Source organism: Flavobacterium sp. DG2-3 (genome assembly GCF_030730925.1).
Taxonomy (GTDB): Bacteria; Bacteroidota; Bacteroidia; order Flavobacteriales; family Flavobacteriaceae; genus Flavobacterium.
This window is the reverse complement of record NZ_JAVAMB010000001.1, coordinates 145,114-161,861: the sequence shown is the minus strand read 5'-3', so window position 1 is coordinate 161,861 and position 16,748 is coordinate 145,114. Positions and strand designations below refer to the sequence as shown.

At 34.0% G+C, this 16,748-nt stretch carries 14 protein-coding genes and 1 tRNA gene; 8 read left to right on the top strand and 7 right to left on the bottom strand.

The features are described from left to right. Positions 1–10: 10 nt before the first annotated feature. Positions 11–757: a succinate dehydrogenase/fumarate reductase iron-sulfur subunit gene (locus tag Q9Q97_RS00745; protein WP_306153449.1), complete on the top strand. Its 747-nt coding sequence runs from the start codon at positions 11–13 to the stop codon at positions 755–757. Between the two features lie 59 nt (positions 758–816). Here the strand turns inward: Q9Q97_RS00745 and Q9Q97_RS00740 are convergent, their stop codons facing one another. Then, positions 817–3,114, bottom strand: a complete 2,298-nt coding sequence (locus Q9Q97_RS00740) for a family 20 glycosylhydrolase (RefSeq protein WP_306153447.1) — start codon at positions 3,112–3,114, stop codon at positions 817–819. Positions 3,115–3,271: 157 nt separating this feature from the next. Between Q9Q97_RS00740 and Q9Q97_RS00735 the strand changes: the two genes are divergently transcribed. Then, positions 3,272–4,048 (top strand): DeoR/GlpR family DNA-binding transcription regulator, encoded by a 777-nt coding sequence (locus tag Q9Q97_RS00735; protein ID WP_306153445.1) that lies wholly within the window; start codon positions 3,272–3,274, stop codon positions 4,046–4,048. On the opposite strand, the gene Q9Q97_RS00730 is transcribed toward Q9Q97_RS00735, so the two are convergent. From Q9Q97_RS00730 to Q9Q97_RS00715, 4 genes are all read right to left on the bottom strand, one after another. Continuing rightward, a complete protein-coding gene (locus Q9Q97_RS00730) occupies positions 4,045–5,115 on the bottom strand; it encodes a dipeptidase (protein ID WP_306153444.1) in 1,071 nt (356 codons plus the stop codon). The genes Q9Q97_RS00735 and Q9Q97_RS00730 overlap by 4 nt on opposite strands. A 9-nt stretch (positions 5,116–5,124) precedes the next feature. Then, positions 5,125–6,219, bottom strand: a complete 1,095-nt coding sequence (locus Q9Q97_RS00725) for a D-TA family PLP-dependent enzyme (RefSeq protein ID WP_306153442.1) — start codon at positions 6,217–6,219, stop codon at positions 5,125–5,127. Between the two features lie 266 nt (positions 6,220–6,485). Then, positions 6,486–6,953, bottom strand: a complete 468-nt coding sequence (locus Q9Q97_RS00720) for a RidA family protein (protein ID WP_306153440.1) — start codon at positions 6,951–6,953, stop codon at positions 6,486–6,488. 4 nt (positions 6,954–6,957) lie between these two features. Then, entirely contained in the window at positions 6,958–8,277 is a 1,320-nt protein-coding gene (locus Q9Q97_RS00715; RefSeq protein WP_306153438.1) for a GntP family permease, read from the bottom strand. A gap of 181 nt (positions 8,278–8,458) precedes the next feature. On the opposite strand from Q9Q97_RS00715, the gene Q9Q97_RS00710 reads away from it, so the two are divergent. Next, positions 8,459–9,226 carry a nitrilase family protein gene (locus tag Q9Q97_RS00710; RefSeq protein WP_306153436.1) on the top strand — a complete coding sequence of 256 codons (768 nt, stop codon included), beginning with the start codon at positions 8,459–8,461 and terminating at the stop codon, positions 9,224–9,226. Here Q9Q97_RS00710 and Q9Q97_RS00705 read toward each other — a convergent pair. Further along, positions 9,223–10,911, bottom strand: a complete 1,689-nt coding sequence (locus Q9Q97_RS00705; protein WP_306153434.1) for an Ig-like domain-containing protein — start codon at positions 10,909–10,911, stop codon at positions 9,223–9,225. The genes Q9Q97_RS00710 and Q9Q97_RS00705 overlap by 4 nt on opposite strands. A 302-nt stretch (positions 10,912–11,213) precedes the next feature. Between Q9Q97_RS00705 and Q9Q97_RS00700 the strand changes: the two genes are divergently transcribed. The 5 genes from Q9Q97_RS00700 to Q9Q97_RS00680 all read left to right on the top strand — a co-directional run bounded on the left by Q9Q97_RS00700 (position 11,214) and on the right by Q9Q97_RS00680 (position 15,619). Continuing rightward, positions 11,214–12,089, top strand: a complete 876-nt coding sequence (locus Q9Q97_RS00700; protein WP_306153432.1) for a hypothetical protein — start codon at positions 11,214–11,216, stop codon at positions 12,087–12,089. Next, positions 12,049–14,406 (top strand): hypothetical protein, encoded by a 2,358-nt coding sequence (locus Q9Q97_RS00695; protein WP_306153430.1) that lies wholly within the window; start codon positions 12,049–12,051, stop codon positions 14,404–14,406. Before Q9Q97_RS00700 ends, Q9Q97_RS00695 begins: the two co-directional genes overlap by 41 nt. A 10-nt stretch (positions 14,407–14,416) precedes the next feature. After that, entirely contained in the window at positions 14,417–14,821 is a 405-nt protein-coding gene (gene mce, locus Q9Q97_RS00690; RefSeq protein ID WP_306153428.1) for a methylmalonyl-CoA epimerase, read from the top strand. 146 nt (positions 14,822–14,967) lie between these two features. Further along, positions 14,968–15,041, top strand: a tRNA-Ile gene (locus Q9Q97_RS00685). 158 nt (positions 15,042–15,199) lie between these two features. Next, positions 15,200–15,619 (top strand): very short patch repair endonuclease, encoded by a 420-nt coding sequence (locus Q9Q97_RS00680; protein ID WP_306153426.1) that lies wholly within the window; start codon positions 15,200–15,202, stop codon positions 15,617–15,619. On the opposite strand, the gene Q9Q97_RS00675 is transcribed toward Q9Q97_RS00680, so the two are convergent. Beyond that, complete coding sequence (locus Q9Q97_RS00675) at positions 15,616–16,602, bottom strand: DNA cytosine methyltransferase (RefSeq protein ID WP_306153424.1); 987 nt, start codon at positions 16,600–16,602, stop codon at positions 15,616–15,618. The genes Q9Q97_RS00680 and Q9Q97_RS00675 overlap by 4 nt on opposite strands. Positions 16,603–16,748: the final 146 nt, after the last annotated feature.

The window sequence follows — 16,748 nt, the reverse complement described above, 5'->3', positions numbered from 1 at the left end:
CTGATACAAAATGAAACTTACATTAAAAATATGGCGTCAGAAAAACGCCCAAGATAAAGGAGGGATTGTAGAATATCCTATCGATGGAATCGAACCAGATATGTCTTTCCTTGAAATGCTTGATGTTCTTAACGAACAATTAATCAACAAAGGAGACGAGCCAGTTGCATTTGACCACGATTGTCGTGAGGGAATCTGCGGAATGTGTTCTTTATTCATCAACGGTGAAGCACACGGACCAGACAGAGGAGTAACAACTTGCCAATTGCACATGCGTATGTTTAAAGATGGTGACACGATTTTTATCGAGCCATTTAGAGCAAAAGCTTTCCCAGTAATTAAAGATTTAGTTGTTGACAGAAGTTCTTTTGATAGAATTCAACATGCAGGAGGATTTATTTCTGTAAACACTTCAGGAAATACAATCGACGCGAATACTATTCCAATTCCAAAAGACGACGCAGATAAATCATTTGATGCTGCTGCTTGTATTGGTTGCGGAGCTTGTGTTGCAACTTGTAAAAACTCTTCAGCAATGTTATTCGTTTCTGCAAAAGTTTCTCAATATGCATTACTGCCACAAGGAAAAGTTGAAGCAACTGACCGTGTATTAAACATGGTTCACCAAATGGATTTAGAAGGTTTCGGAAACTGTACAAATACAGGAGCTTGTGAAATCGAATGTCCAAAAGGAATTTCGCTTGAAAATATCGCACGTATGAACCGTGAGTATTTAGCAGCAAGCTTAAAAGGATAAAGAATACAATTTAGTATATTTGAAAAACGCTTCCGTTACGACGGAAGCGTTTTTTGTTTTTACTCGTAATACAATTGCGAAGCACTTATTTCTTGTTTTTCTTTTCCTTCTGGCTGAATGAAACAGTTTAAAATCGTTCCGCCAGTTAAATCAAAATAACTGATATTGATCTTATGGAATCCTTTTTCTAGTTTAACTGCCCCATAAGCTTCATTTGCCCAATGAATTTTATCGTTATCTACAATTAATTCATCACTAATAAAAAGCTTTGATCCGTCGTCTGAAAGTGTCGAAAACGTATAATTTCCAGTTTCTGGAATAAAGATATATCCGTTAAGTTTTAAACCAATGTAACGCTCTAATTTCGTCTTCCATTTTTCAGCGCTGATTTTGCCTTCTAAAATTCCAGAGTTTATTGGTTTTGCCAATTCTAAATCCTGAGTTTGTTGAAATAATTTTCCAGTGAAATATTGATACTGCAAACCATTTTTTTTGGGTTGAATTGCCAAAGCAGGTTTTAAATCAGGATTTCGCACAATGATTTTATTGATAGAACTTCTTTTACCGCTTTCGCTAATTTGAATCGTTTTAATAATTCGATATTCACCTTTTGGAATATTGATTTTTACGGGATTTTGATACAGATTTACTGTTTCATCAGGATTATAGCCATCAATCGTGTAGAAGATTTTTTCGTTTTTGATGGTTGGCTTTAAGTCTAAAATATATGTTGAAGCAATTAAAGCTGTTTCATCAGCACCAAAAGGAGTTGGGACTTTATACAATCTTTTTTGTTGTTCTAATTTTTCTAAATGATATGGCAATTGATTTTGTACAAAATGATTGTAATTTTTGTTTTGAGGTGCTGTCCACGCAATTTCTGCTAAAGCAAACATTCGCGGGTACAACATATAATTCAGTTTTGCTTCGCTTGTCAAATATTCCGACCAAAGATTAGCCTGTACACCCAGAATATATTTTTGTTCTTCAATCGTTAAACTGTCAACCGGCGTTGGATTATAATGGTAGATTTTTTCTAAAGTGCTCAATCGCCCAACTGTCAACGGTTCGTTTGGTGAATAACCTTGATTGTAATCAAAATAAACCGTTCCTTCTGGAGTCATTACGACGGGATGTTTCAATTTTGCAGCATGAATTCCACCCGATTCTCCTCGCCAAGACATAACAGTAGCGTTTGGTGCTAAGCCGCCTTCCAAGATTTCATCCCAACCGAAAATCTGTCTTCCATTGGCATTCAAAAACTTTTCAATTCTTTTAATGAAATAACTCTGCAATTCATGTTCGTCTTTTAAACCTAAATCTTTGATTCTTTTTTGACAATTCGGGCAGACTTTCCATCTTGTTTTTGGGCACTCGTCTCCGCCAACATGAATATAATTACTTGGAAATAATTCCATAACTTCTTTTAAAACATCTTCCAAAAAAGTAAAAGTTTCCTCTTTTCCGGCGCAAAAAACGTCTTCAAAAACACCCCAAGATTCTACGACTTTATAATTTCGATCTGGAAAACAAGCCAAATTTGGATAAGCTGTAACAGCCGCCGAAGCATGTCCAGGCATTTCGATTTCGGGAATAATATTGATATAATTCTCTTCGGCAAATTTTACAACTTCTTTAATTTCTTCTTGAGTGTAAAATCCGCCGTAAGGATTTCCGTCGAAAAAAAACGGAGATCTTTCGAATTTATTGCCAACTAAAGTCTGCGCTCTTTTTGAACCAATTTCGGTTAGTTTTGGATATTTTTTGATCTCAATTCGCCATCCCTGATCGTCTGTTAAGTGCCAATGAAAGGTGTTTAGCTTATAGCTAGACATTTGTCTGATAAAATCTTTTATAACATTAACAGAGAAAAAATGACGGCAAACATCTAGGTGTAAACCGCGATACCCGTATCGTGGTTGGTCTCGAACGATTACGCATGGAAATTTTAGCTCTTTTTTGGAAGGATCATTTGGTAAAAATTGCAATAATGTCTGAACAGCATAAAATAATCCTTCTTCTTGACCGCTTACTAAAATTTTATTCTTAGAAATTTCGATTTTATAAGCTTCTTTTGATGCCAATTTTTCATTCGTATCGAACTCAATTTTGATATTTGATTTTTTGGAATCTGAAAATGAATTAACAGCCGATTCAAAAATTTTAGCCGATTTCAATTCCTTTTGGCTGTAATTTTTGTTTTTAAAAGTAACTTGAACTTTTCCATTTATTTGAATGCTGTCTCCAGTCAATTTATAAAAATTTGGAGCCGGAATAATAGAAATGTTCTGTTGTGAATTTTGTGCTTTTCCATTTAAAAAAGAAAGAACAAAAAATATAAAAAGGAATTTTTTCATAAGAGAAAAACTTTAGATTTTATTAAAAACAGTTTTAAAGATATTGAAATGCTTTTAAAACTAAATTATTGAAAATTTTTATTGCCAATACGGCTTTTGGTTTCGATGAATTATTTAACGAATTGTTTATTTTTGTAAATAGAAAAAATCAATCGGCATGAGCACTGAAAATGAAGTTTTAAATTACAGTAAAGAAGAACGTAAAAACCATATTCTAAAAGAGATCAACTTGCACACGCGTGTCAGTTTTGAAACGCTGTCGGCTAAACTTGGTGTTTCAGAAGATACAATTCGCCGTGATATTAATGAATTGGACGCTGAAGCACTTATTATCAAAGTAAAAGGCGGTGCGATGACCAAAGGATATCACTATTCTTCGTCGAATCAGACTTATGCGGTAGAAGCGAAACAAGTTATTGCACAAAAAGCAGTTAGTCTTCTTCATGACGGAATGGTGATTATTGTTGACGGAGGAACTACGATTCGAGAATTCATCCGATTAATTCCAAACGATCTTAATCTCACTGTTTTTACGATTACCGCTTTAACAGCAGTTCAGCTTTTAGATAAACCAAATATTAAAACTATCATGATTGGCGGAAGCATTTCTTCTTACAGTCAGATGTGTGTGAGTGGCGAAGTTTTTCATCAATTGGCCAATATAAAAGCAGATCTTCTAGTATTAGGAACAAATGCATTAGACGTAGATGGCGGATATTCTGATTCTGACTGGGAAACCGTTCAGGTAAAAAAAGCAATGATTCACGCTTCTAAAAAAACTGCAGTTTTAACTATTACCGAAAAACTGAATACAGTTCTAAAAATGAAAATTGCTAGTTTGTCTGAGATAAATTACGTTATTACCGAAGAAGAGCCAAATCACAAAAAACTACAGCCATACAAAAGCGCTGTTCCGAGTTTGGTTGTGATCTAATCCCAATTTTTAACTAAAAAATCAATCCAGTTCTGATGAAAGATTCCTTTTAAATCTTCATCAGAATACCCCTTGTTTTTAAAAATCAAAACCAATTTCTGTAAATCTGCAATCGTATCTAAATCGTACGGACATTGTTCGGTTCCAAAAGCGCCGTCAAGATCAGAACCGATTCCGATATGTTTAGCATTTCCGGCAAGCTGGCAAATGTGATCCATGTGCTGAAACGCAGTTTCCAGACTGCAATTCATTTTTTTAGGATCAGAAATTCCTCTCTCCCAATTCGGAACCATCATCCAAGCATCCAAAGCGCCACCGATAACAGCACCTCTTTCGATTAAAGCTTTAATCATTTCGTCGCTATATTGACGATTGTGATTTACCAAAGCCCTACAATTGTTATGGCTTGCCCAAACTGCACCATTAAAATTGTCTAATGCCTGCCAGAAAGCATCGTCGCATAAATGCGTTGCATCTAGAATTACGTTTAAACGCTCCATTTCTTTTAATAATTCGATGCCGTTTGCGTTCATTTTTCCTGTTGCATCGGTTCCGTTGGCGTACCTTCCCAGGCCGTAATGCGCAGGTCCAACAGCACGCAATCCGTAATTATAAGCTCTTTCTAAATAGGAAATGTCTACAAAAGAATCTGCGCCTTCTAGACTTAAAATGTAGCCAATTGGTTTTTTATCGTTTGGCGTTCCGTCATTCCATAAATTGAAATGTTTTAATAACGAATTTTTATCTGTAATCTGTGTCATTTCACCCGCTTCTTCCATGCTTTTATACCAAGCCAGCTGTCCCTGAGTCTGCGCCCAAGCTTGTTCTGGAGAATTCCATCCTGGAATAATACTGTTGGGTTTTACAAAACGTGCTATTTGAGTGGCAACTACAATTCCGATATTTCCTCTTCGTAGATCAGGAAAAGAAACAGTTGCGCGTTCGCGATCTGGTTTGTCGGTCATTCCTTTTTCTAAATGACGAAGGGTAGGAACATCATTTCTTAAATCGCGGTTCCATTCCATCGCATTCATGCTGAGGTCTAAATGGGCGTCTAGTATAAACATAATCTTGTTTTAAAAATTGATTTTACGCGTTCTCGCGCTAACAGGCCAAACCGAGTAAATTTGATGCTTTTTATTAATTGCCTGCACATTGTCGTAAAGTGCAACGGTTGGACAGACATGATAGGGTTTAGCATAAATAATATCTCCAATTTGATAGTCGTTTTCGCCTTTATTTTCGATAACCAAATGTTCTTCTGAATGTGAAATCGGAATCAGATTTTCGTCATTTAAAATTACTAATCGTTTATCAATCGGATTCTCTGAGGAAACAGCTTTATAGCCAATATCGATACAGAAAGTATTTTTTGTTGGTTTAGAAATAATAGTACCCACAATAACCAAAGCAGGTTTAAAATCCTGCTCGGGCAGATTGATTTGATAATTCGAATCCCAAAAAACAAAAGTTCCCGGACTGCATTCTACATTTTCTTGTTCGGCGTAAAAAGGAAAAGTATTCGAACCTCCGGCGACAATTTTTACATTTTCATTTATTTTCGATTGAATCAAATCAAAAGCTTTTGAGGCTTCTTGTTTTCGTTCTTCAACAGTTCCTTTTATATGTCCGTCGTAAATGTGAATTCCTTCAAATTTGATGTTTTCTAATTTCTGAATTTCACTAATTAAACCTATCCAGTTTTCTGAAAGCGGAAAACCTGTTCGATTCATTCCGGTATTCAAATCTAAATAGAGGCTTAAGATCAGCTGATTTTCTTTCGCGAAAGCGTTTAAATTATTAGCGGTTTCTAGATTATCTACAATTGTAGAAAAATGCAGATCAGGATGTTTTTTTAGTAATGAAAAATATCTTTCGGCTTTTAATCCGACGGGCTGATAAGAAAGAAGAATATCGGGAATTTGATGAATTGCGGCCAATTCTGCTTCTGCAATTGTGGCGCATTTTACTTTTTTAATGTTGTAAATTTTGAACAATTCCAGAATCTCACCGTTTTTATGTGTTTTAATATGCGGACGAAGTTTTTGCGTATCGCCTTTTACATAAGAAATCAGCTTTTCGATATTCTGTCGCACGCGATCTTCATACACCGCCAGAAAAGGAGTGTCTATTAAAGTTTCGGAGTTTATTTTCCACCAGTTCTTCTGCATAAATCTTAATTTTTTGCCACGAATTGCGCGAATTTCCAGTAATTAAATTGTGCAATTTGTGGTTGTATTTTTTCAACACATAGAATCATAGTTTTTATTTGTGTTGAAAAAGGCGTTTTACTTGTTTAAATACACATAGTAATTATGTGTATTTTTATTTTTTTTAACCACAACCCGAGGGATAGCGAACAGGCGAAGCAATTGCACAAAATTTCCGCAAATTAAATTCGTGTAATTTGTGTAATTCGTGGCTATATAAAAGGCTTTTAGTACAATTCAAAAAGCGCTTCAACTTCAACGGGAATATTATCAGGAAGCGATCCGAAACCTACTGCACTTCTCACGCCAATTCCGTTTTCTTGTCCCCAAACTTCTGCAAATAATTCGCTGCAACCATTTATTACATAAGGATGTTTAAGAAAATCTGAAGTACAGTTTACCATTCCTAGAACTTTGATTACTCTTTTTATTTTACTCAGACTTCCAAAATTGGTAACGATTGTTGAAAGCATTGTTAAGCCTACTTGTCTTGCTGCCAATTTTCCAGCTTCGATATCCATATCTTCTCCGATTCTGCCGATAATTAAAGATTTATCGTCTTGAACAGGTCCGTGTCCAGACAAATACAAATATTTTCCGTCTACCAAATACGGTTTGTATATTCCTAACGGCTGTGGAGCAGGAGGAAGTGACAAACCTAGACTTTCGAATTTTTCTTGCGGATTTAAACTCATGATTTTAATGTATTAAAGCGTTTAAAATAAATATAAATACAATTCCTAAAACAGAAACTAGAGATTCCATTACTGTCCAGGATCTAAAAGTGTCTTTTAGACTAATATTGAAATATTCTTTGAACATCCAGAAACTCGGATCGTTTACGTGCGAACACATTAAACTTCCTGCTCCGACAGAAAGTACAAAGAGATTAGGGTCAAGATCGTTAATTTGTAATAAAGGTACTAAAACACTCGCGGTCATTAAACCAGCCGCAGTTGCAGAACCAACGCAGACGCGAATAATGGCAGCCATCATCCAAGCCAATAAATACGGATGAATATTTACTTGGTTTAAAGTCGAAACAATGGTTTCGTTTACACCGCTTACAATCATTACTTCTTTTAAACAGCCGGCGCCACCAACAATCAAAACAATCAAAGCAACATCTTTGATGGCTTGCGTGTAATCATCCATTACAGAAGACATTGTTCTGTTCATTCTAATTCCTAACGTATAGGTGCAGAGCAAAAGCGATAAAAGCATTATCATACTTGGATCTCCGATAATTTTGCAGATTGCAATCAGTTTTTCATTATCTGAAATTAAAGGAAGCAAAGATGTAATTGTCAATCCAAAAACGGGAAATAGGGCAGAAAATAAACTTAAGCCAAAGCTTGGCAATTTGCCTTCATTTTTTACTTCTTCTACATTTAAAATTTCATGTTCCGATTCGGTTTTAATATTCTTAAATAGAGTTGAAAACCGTAAACCAGCAATTAAAATGGTTGGAATCGCGATTATAATTCCATAAATTAGTACAAGTCCAATGTCTGCTTTTAGAATACTGCTCAATGCCATTGGCGAAGGATGCGGCGGAAGAAAACCATGCGCTACAGAAAGTGACGCCAGCATAGGAATTCCTAAATATACTTTTGATAATTTGAATTGATGTGCTACAGAGAATATCAGCGGAACTAATAGCACAAACCCAACACTGTAAAAAAGCGGAATTCCAATTATGAATCCGGTAATCATTAAACCCAAGCGAACATATTTTCTACCTGTCCAGCTCATAACGGTTTTGGCAATTACATTTGCTGCTCCAGAAGAGACAGCGAGTTTTCCGATACAAGTTCCGAAAACGATAATTAAAGTAATGGAGCCTAACATTTCGCCAAGGCCTTTTTGAAGAACAGGGGAAATGTTCTCAATTGGCAATCCAAGGAAAAGTGCTGCTAAAAGCGAAGTAATAATAAAGGCTATAAACGGATTAATTTTAAACCAAGCAATCTGTAAAATCAAGAAAATAATGCAAGCTGTGAGTATAAGAATGCTCATGGTTTGTGGTTGGTTTTTAGTTAGTTGTAATTGTGGTTGGAAATTCAAATATATAAAATAATTTCAAGTATCGCATTTTTTTTGCAAAAACTGCATTTTTTTTGCAATCCAAGTGTTAAAATTATGGAGTAATAAATGAAGTATACACTGATGTTTTCTACCTTTATATAAAATTATAAAAATGAAAATTGCTTTAATCCAAACCGATCTTTTTTGGCAGAACGCCGATAAAAACCGAGAGAATTTTGATTCAAAAATTAATGAAATCGAGTCGGACGTAAATCTGATTGTACTTCCAGAAATGTTTTCTACCGGATTTACAATGAATGCTTCTGAAGTTGCAGAAACAATGCAAGGAGAAACGATTGCTTGGATGAAATTAAAAGCAAAACAGAAAAATACTGCTATAACAGGAAGCATTGTCATTACAGAAAATGGAAAATATTACAATCGAATGCTTTTTGTTTTTCCGTCTGGCGAAATTCAATATTATGATAAAAGGCATTCATTTTCTCTAGCCGGCGAAGACAAAGTTTATACACGAGGAAACCAAAAAGTTATTGTTGATTATCTAGACTGGAAAATTTGTCTTCAGATTTGTTACGATTTGAGATTTCCGGTTTTTGCTCGAAATGTAGAAAATTACGACCTTATTCTATATGTTGCCAATTGGCCAAAAGTGCGCACCAACGCTTGGGATACTTTACTAAAAGCCCGCGCCATAGAAAATCTTTCTTATGTTGTTGGAGTAAATAGAATTGGAAACGATGCTCACGATTATGAACATGTGGGGCACTCGCAGGCAATAGATTTTTTAGGCAATTATATTTTAGAGCCACAAGAAAAAAATGGTGTCTTTGTCATAGAATTGGACAAAAACACCATGTATGAAACGCGTAAAAAACTGGATTTTTTAAGCGATAAAGATCAGTTTGAAATTAAACTTTAAAACGCTTTTCGTTTCTTTTCTGCTTCTTTTTTCTTTTTATCGTCTTGTTTTTTCTCGACTTCTGGATTAAACGGAATACTCAAATCGATTGTTTCGTTCCGATCCCAATTGGCGCGCACATCAAACTCTTGCTGATTGTAGAATACTTCTTCGGCATATTTCTTCTCTAAGAAACTACCAGTGTCATATTGTTTGTTTTTGTTGTCATCGTAAATAACACGCACGGTAAAAAGGTCAGGTTGGAGTAGATTGAATTCTAATGTGGTTGCGCCTTCAGAATAGCCTTCAGCCAAAACAACATCTCCTTTTTTATTGGTCAATTCAACAATAATAGGAAAACGTTTTACATTTTTTAAATTCAAGATAATATTTCCGTAATCGGCATATTCTTTAGTGTTGAGTTTATACGATAAAGTATCATTTGTCTTTTCATAAAAATCAGTCAAAGCGCCTGGTAAGAAAGTGAAATTGTATTTTTCTAAAGGTTCTTTTTTGAAATCGATATACAGTTTTTGGTCAAATTCATCATATTCTGTTGTGTAAGGAACGGCAACGGAATCTTTATTCACCAAATTGATTTTAGACTTGTCAAATTTCACCAATGGGGTTTCGGTTTCCAATGTAAAACGTTCTCTAAAATTAATTTGGCCGTTTTGTACCGCCTTAATATTTAGGGTGTCTTTTTTCAAAGCTTTAATTTTAAAAGAAAACTTTTTGTTGTAGCTCCCTTTCTCCACTTCCATAGATAATGAATCGGCCTTTAAAGGTTTGTACCAGACCTGAAGTGAATCTTTTTTAGGGAATTGCGTTATAATAGTTTCTAGAACTTCATCGCCGTTTTTAAGAACAATTTTTGGTTTTGAATTTTTGAAATTCTGTTTTCCGTCATACGGAAGATACAAACGGTTTCCAGAGGCTTGAATAGGTTTGAACGTTTTTAATGGCAATGTTTCTTTAAATAATTCTAATTCATAAACAGTATCTGTCGGAATAGTGATGTAGTTTTTTAAGAAACCGATTTTATCATCTTTCGGATTAAATTTATTGTTTGATCCTTTGTCTTTTAAAGCCACTAAAAGATATTTTCCTTCTTTTAAATTTTCGAATTGGAAAGTTCGCATACTATCCAAAGTGTTGGTAATGTAGCGCGGAAATTCTTTGTAAATAGTAGAATCTTTGTATTTGTCATTTATTTCATATAGCATTACAGAAACGAAATTATCGACATATTTTCCGTAAGAATCTTTAATTCTTCCGTTTAATTTAAGCGAGTCAATGTGTGATCCTGTAGAGAAAATATATTTAAATTGGTTTAAAGCATTTCCTTCATTATTGTCAGTAATCGCTTGTCCAAAATTAAAACTATAAGTGGTATTTGGCTGTAAGGTATCTCGAATTTCAATCTTTAAAAATTTACTCACCGTTGAAGGCGTGATTAAAGGTTCATTTTTTAAAGGAGGAGAAATAATCAGCTGTTTATTGGTGTTTTTAAGCTTGACATATTCGTCGAAATTTAAAAGGATCGTATTTCCTTTAAAATCTGTAGAATAATTTTCGGGAAAACTAGAGACCAAAACGGGAGCTAATGTATCTTTTAAACCGCCGGTAATACTGCCTCGCTTAGCGCAGCTTATCATTGATATTAAAATTATAAAGGCAATATATTTTAAAGTGTTTTTCAACATAACGGTTTTTCAATTTGATTGCACAAAATAACAATTATATTTGCTTTAATTGAAATTTTTTGGGCAATTATTAGGATTTCGAACTTTTGGAATTCTTCTAAAATTTTAACCTTTCGAGTATTTTAAAACGGCATAATTTCTTACTTTTGAATTAAAATGTAATCTTCTAAGTTTTGTTCAAACGAATTTTTCCAGTTTTGTTTCTCTTTTTAATGTTGTCTTGCACTAAAAGCGAAAAACCTGTAATCTCCTTTTATTACTGGAAAACGATATTTAAATTCTCAAAAACAGAAAGAGAAGTTTTGAATGAAAATAACGTCCAGAAACTTTATGTGAGATATTTTGATATCGGACTTCATCCAGAATCAAACTTTCCAATTCCTGTGAGTCCTGTTCGGTTTTTAGAAAATCCAAAAGAATATATTATTGTTCCAGTTGTTTTTATCCAGAACAAAGTTATGTTGCAGCCTCATCTCGATGTGAATGATTTGGCTCAGAAAACTTTTGATTTTATAGAACAGATCAATTCCAAAAATCAAATTTCGTGTCAGGAAATTCAAATTGATTGCGATTGGACATTAAAAAGTAAAGGGAATTATTTGAAATTTATAGAGGTTTTTAAAAAGCTTTCGAAGAAGAAACTTTCAGCTACAATTCGATTGCATCAAGTGAAATACTTCAAAAAAACGAAAATTCCAAATGTGGATTCAGGAGTTTTGATGTATTATAATATGGGATCGATTGCGCCCGATTCGCTAAATTCTATTTATGATAAAAAAGTAGCAGCACGATATCTTAAAAGTTTGAAAAGATATCCGCTACATCTTGATTTTGCGTTCCCAATTTATTCGTGGGGAGTTCATATTAGAAACAATAAAGTGATCGGACTACGTTCTAAAATGAACAGTGTAGCATTAGAAAAAGATTCTAATTTTGAAAAAATAAGTCCAATTTTTTTCAGAGTAAAAAAGGCCAATTATAAAAATGGTGTTTTTTATGAAGAAAATGATCTCTTAAAAATAGAAGAAATTAAAACAGAAGATTTAAAAGAAATGGCAGAAGATTTGCAAGATAATCTTGTGGAAAAGCCAAACGAAATTATATTTTACGATTTAGACGAATTCAATTTAAATAATTATGAAAAGAATATTTTTGAGCAAGTTATTTCTTGTTTCTAGTGCCGTTTTGCTTTCTGCAATCGGAATATACGCCTGTGCAGATGGAGATTGGGACTATTTAGGATCTTATAATTCAAATTTTACTCCAGAAACTTTTGCTGATAAATCGTATTCGCCATTGTTTTTGTCAGGCGGAATTTTCTACGGAATTGGTTTTGACACTCAGCACAATTCTCGTTTTAATAAAAACATAAAGTCGGATTGGGCAGATTACTTAAAAGGAAAAGCCGATACAACAACAGTTAATTATTTTTTGATTGGTGACGAAAAGCCTAGATATTATTCTGATGAAAAAAATGTGATCAAAAACAAAGAAGAAATAACCGATTTGCATGTTTTTTATAAAACAAAAAAGGAAAATAAAAGCTCTCAGAAATGGGGCAAAAAGCTTAATTTGAAAGATGAGAAAGTTAAAAACTTTGTCGAATTTTTGTATTTGGCACAGAAAATAGAAACCGTTTCTATTGGAGAAGATTATTGGAGTTACGATCCCGTGGTGGCCAAAACGTTCAATGATGCCAAAATGATTCAGTCAATAGAAAATGTCTACAACACGCTGTCTGATCCGTTTTTGAAAAACAGATATTGGTTCTTGACTATGAAAGCGCGTTTTTATAGTAATGATAAGCAAAAAGCAATTGACTTTTTTAATAAAACGGAAAGCTCAGTTGCAAAAAACACTTTATATTATCGCGCTTTGGCGTATGTTGCGGGAATTAATTTCAAGCAGAAAAAATATGCGACTTCGAACTATTTATATGCTCAAGTTTTTGATAAATGTCCAGAATTACGAGTTGTGACGGCTTACAGTTTTCATCCAAAAAATGAATCAGATTGGGCTAAAGCTTTGGCGATGGCAAAAAATAATAAAGAAAAAGCGGCGCTTTGGGCAATTCACGGCTATTATAAAGATGAAAAACAGGCAATTGAAAAAATCTACGAATTAGATCCGAAGAGTGAACATTTAAATTATCTCGGGACAAGATTGGTTAATTCGCTAGAGCAAAAAATAAATAATTCGTTTCAGCTGGACGGGCAAGGAGAAAATCAGAAACCAAAACCGCAGACAGTTGCAGAAAATAAAACAGAAAACAAAGCAAAAGTTGATAATAGCTCTATTGATTTAATTGCAAAAATTTCTGCGGCAGGAAATACCGATAAACCCTATTTGTGGGACATGGCACTTGGATATCTTCAAACTTTAAAGGGGGATTATGCTAATGCAGATAAAAATTATGCTAAAGCAGAAAAAAACCTTCCAAAAACACAATTGGCTGGAATGCAGCTTCGTTTATTGCGTTTTGTAAATAATTTAAGCAAGATTGATAAGCTGACAGATAAAAATGAAAAAACAATTCTTGCCGATTTGAATTGGCTGTATTACGAGCTTCCTAAAAATTATAAAGGAGAGGAATTTCGTTATCAAAATGCTTCTTCGTGGAGCAGAAGCTATTTGTCGCATTTGTATAAAGAAAGCGGCAATTTTGTGATGGCTGAGATTTATGGTGAATCGCGTTATAGTTATTGGAATGACGGAAATGCTTTTTATGACAACGAAAAGAATTTGTTGGCGATAAAATCTTTCTTAGAAAAATCTAATAAGTCGGAAATTGAGAAAATCGGAGCAGGAATTTATAGTTTGAAGCTGAAAGATATTAATCAGTTTCAGGCAGTTCAGGCGACTTTCAAAAACAAGATTCCAGAAGCAATTGCCTTTATGCAGCAAACCGATTCTGTTCAGTATTATAAATTCTTAGGAAATCCGTTTAACGGAAACATCAAAGATTGCCATGATTGCGAGCATGCGGCGTATCAGAAAAGAAAATATACACAGTTAGATTTTCTAAATACAATTAAAGAAATGCAGGATAAACTAGCGCAAAAAGAAGATGTTTATACCAATAGTCTTTTGCTAGGAAATGCATTTTATAATATCTCTCATTTTGGAAATGGAAGAACTTTTTACGAAATCAGTATTGTAGGTTACGGTTCAAGTCCGTATTCGTTTAGAGATTCGATGAAAGAAATGATTACCAATAATTCGGTTTCTAAAATGTATTATCAGAAAGCTTTTGAAGCTGCTTCAAACAAAGAACAAAAAGCAAAATGTCTGTACTTGATTTCGAAATGCGAACGAAACGATTATTACAATAAAAAATACAGTGCAATAAACAGTTATTGGCAAATTCAAGATGATAAAGTTAATTTTATTGCTTGGAACTCATTCAAAGCTTTAAGAAAAGACTATTCGGATACGAAATATTATCAGGACGTAATTGCCGAATGCGGTTATTTTAATACGTACACAAATCAATAAACCGAAAAAGATGGTAAACAAAATAGAACATATCGGGATTGCAGTAAAAAATATGGATGATGCCAATATTTTGTTCGAAAAAATGCTTGGTGTTCCGTCTTATAAAATGGAAGCCGTAGAAAGCGAAGGTGTCTTAACGTCTTTTTTTCAAACAGGAAATAACAAAATTGAGCTTTTGGTTGCGACAAATCCCGAAAGTCCGATTGCTAAATTTTTGGAGAAAAAAGGAGAAGGGATTCATCATATCGCTTTTGACGTTGATGATATCGAAGCAGAAATTGTTCGCTTAAAAAACGAAGGTTTTGTCTTGATTAACGAAGTTCCAAAGAAAGGCGCCGATAATAAATTGGTTGTTTTTCTTCATCCGAAGAACACAAATGGCGTTTTGATGGAGCTTTGCCAAGAAATTAAATAAAAAAAAGTGATTTTAATTTTTGAATAAGAGGTTGAAAATCAATTTCGTTTTTGAGATTCGAAGAAACTTTTAAAATTAAATTAAAATGATGTCTTAAAATATTTGGAGTGAATGAAAAATAGTAGTAATATTGCATCCTCTAAACCGGTCCTATAGCTCAGCTGGTTAGAGCACCTGACTCATAATCAGGTGGTCCCTGGTTCGAGCCCAGGTGGGACCACTTCTTTAGAATAGAAAGCCTTTACAGAAATGTAGAGGCTTTTTTGTTTTTCAATACTTTTTAGGATGTGAAATTTGAAATATTCTGCATCAAAAATTAAACTTTCCTTTCTATAAAATCTCTTAACTTTATCCATCCGAAACAAATTTAATCTTAAGATGGATAGATTAACTCCCGAACAGAGGAGGAAAACTATGCAGGCGATAAAAAGCACTGCTACAAAAGGCGAAGTAAGGCTTGCTAAAGCTTTATGGAAATTGGGTCACAGGTATCGAAAGAATAACAAAAAGATATTTGGAAGGCCAGATCTTACTTTTGCCAAATATAAATTGGCCATTTTTGTGGATAGTGAATTTTTTCACGGAAAAGATTGGGAAACGGAGCAAATGAGGATTAAAACAAATCGGGAATATTGGATTCCTAAAATTGAAAGAAATATTCAAAGAGATGATGAAGTCAACAATTTTCTGGTTTCTGAAAATTGGACAGTTTTAAGGTTTTGGAGCAAAGAGATAGAAAAGAATCTCGAAGTTTGTTTGGCAAAAATTGAAGGAACAATAATGCTTTTAAGTATTTAAACTTTTTCAGTTTTTAATTTTCTAGCTTCGGCTTTTTCTAGGCATTTGAAAATTTCGGAAGCGAGTCTCTGTATCACGGGCATACTTACCGAATTTCCAGCTTGTTTGTAAAGACTAGAATTCGAAATTTTAGGTAGTTTATAATGGTCTGGAAAACCTTGAAAACGAAAACATTCTCTTGGAGTTAGTTTTCTAAAGCCAAATTCGGTTGTAATAATTGGAACATTGTGGCCGCCAGTTCCCATATTGGCGGTTAAAGTAGGGCAGACTTCTTTTTTATTTTCTCGTACATATTGTCTTCTAAACTGATAAATTCGGTCTTCGCGCACAACAGTTTCTTTGAGCATGTTGTACATATATTTATCTTCGGTGTAATAGAACTTTTTGTCGACTTTTTCTTTTGTGATTAAATCGGCAACCTTTTTTGTTAATTCTTCTTTTTCTGGGAAATTAAATTTAAAGCCTTTTTTTACGAAGTCCTTATCGAAAGCAATCATGAAAATTCGCTCTCGATTGTGCGGAATGTTCCCGAAATTTTTGGTGTTCAAAATAGCGCTGTCAAAAGTATAATTCCGTTTTTTGATTTCACGCTGAATTACTTTCATGGTATTTCCTTTGTCGTGACCTTTTAGATTTTTCACATTTTCAAGAAATACCACTTTTGGCCTCATTTCGTCAATAAAATCCAATATTTTAAAGAAATGATTTCCTCTACTGTCTTTAAAACCTTTTCTATGGCCAGCAAGAGAGAAAGGTTGGCATGGAAATCCGGCAGTAAGAATATCAATTTTGTTGAGTTTTTTTACATCCAATTCCATTACATCACCCTCAATAAGAGAGTGCTCGAAATTGTTCCTGTAAGTAACGCAAGCTTTTTTATCAAATTCATTCGCCCATTCTAATTTGAACCCCGCATTTTCAAAACCCAAACAAATACCGCCGACGCCTGCGTATAAACTTCCGACTGTATATTGGTTTTTCATTTGCTTGATTAGAGGTTTTGGAAATAGATTTGAATTTGAAAGCCCAAATTTAACTGTACAAATATATTAATTTGAAAACATTCTCTTAAAAGTAATTAGAGTTGAATCCAAACTTCTTTTTTTGACGTAAATTTTTAGTAACAGGA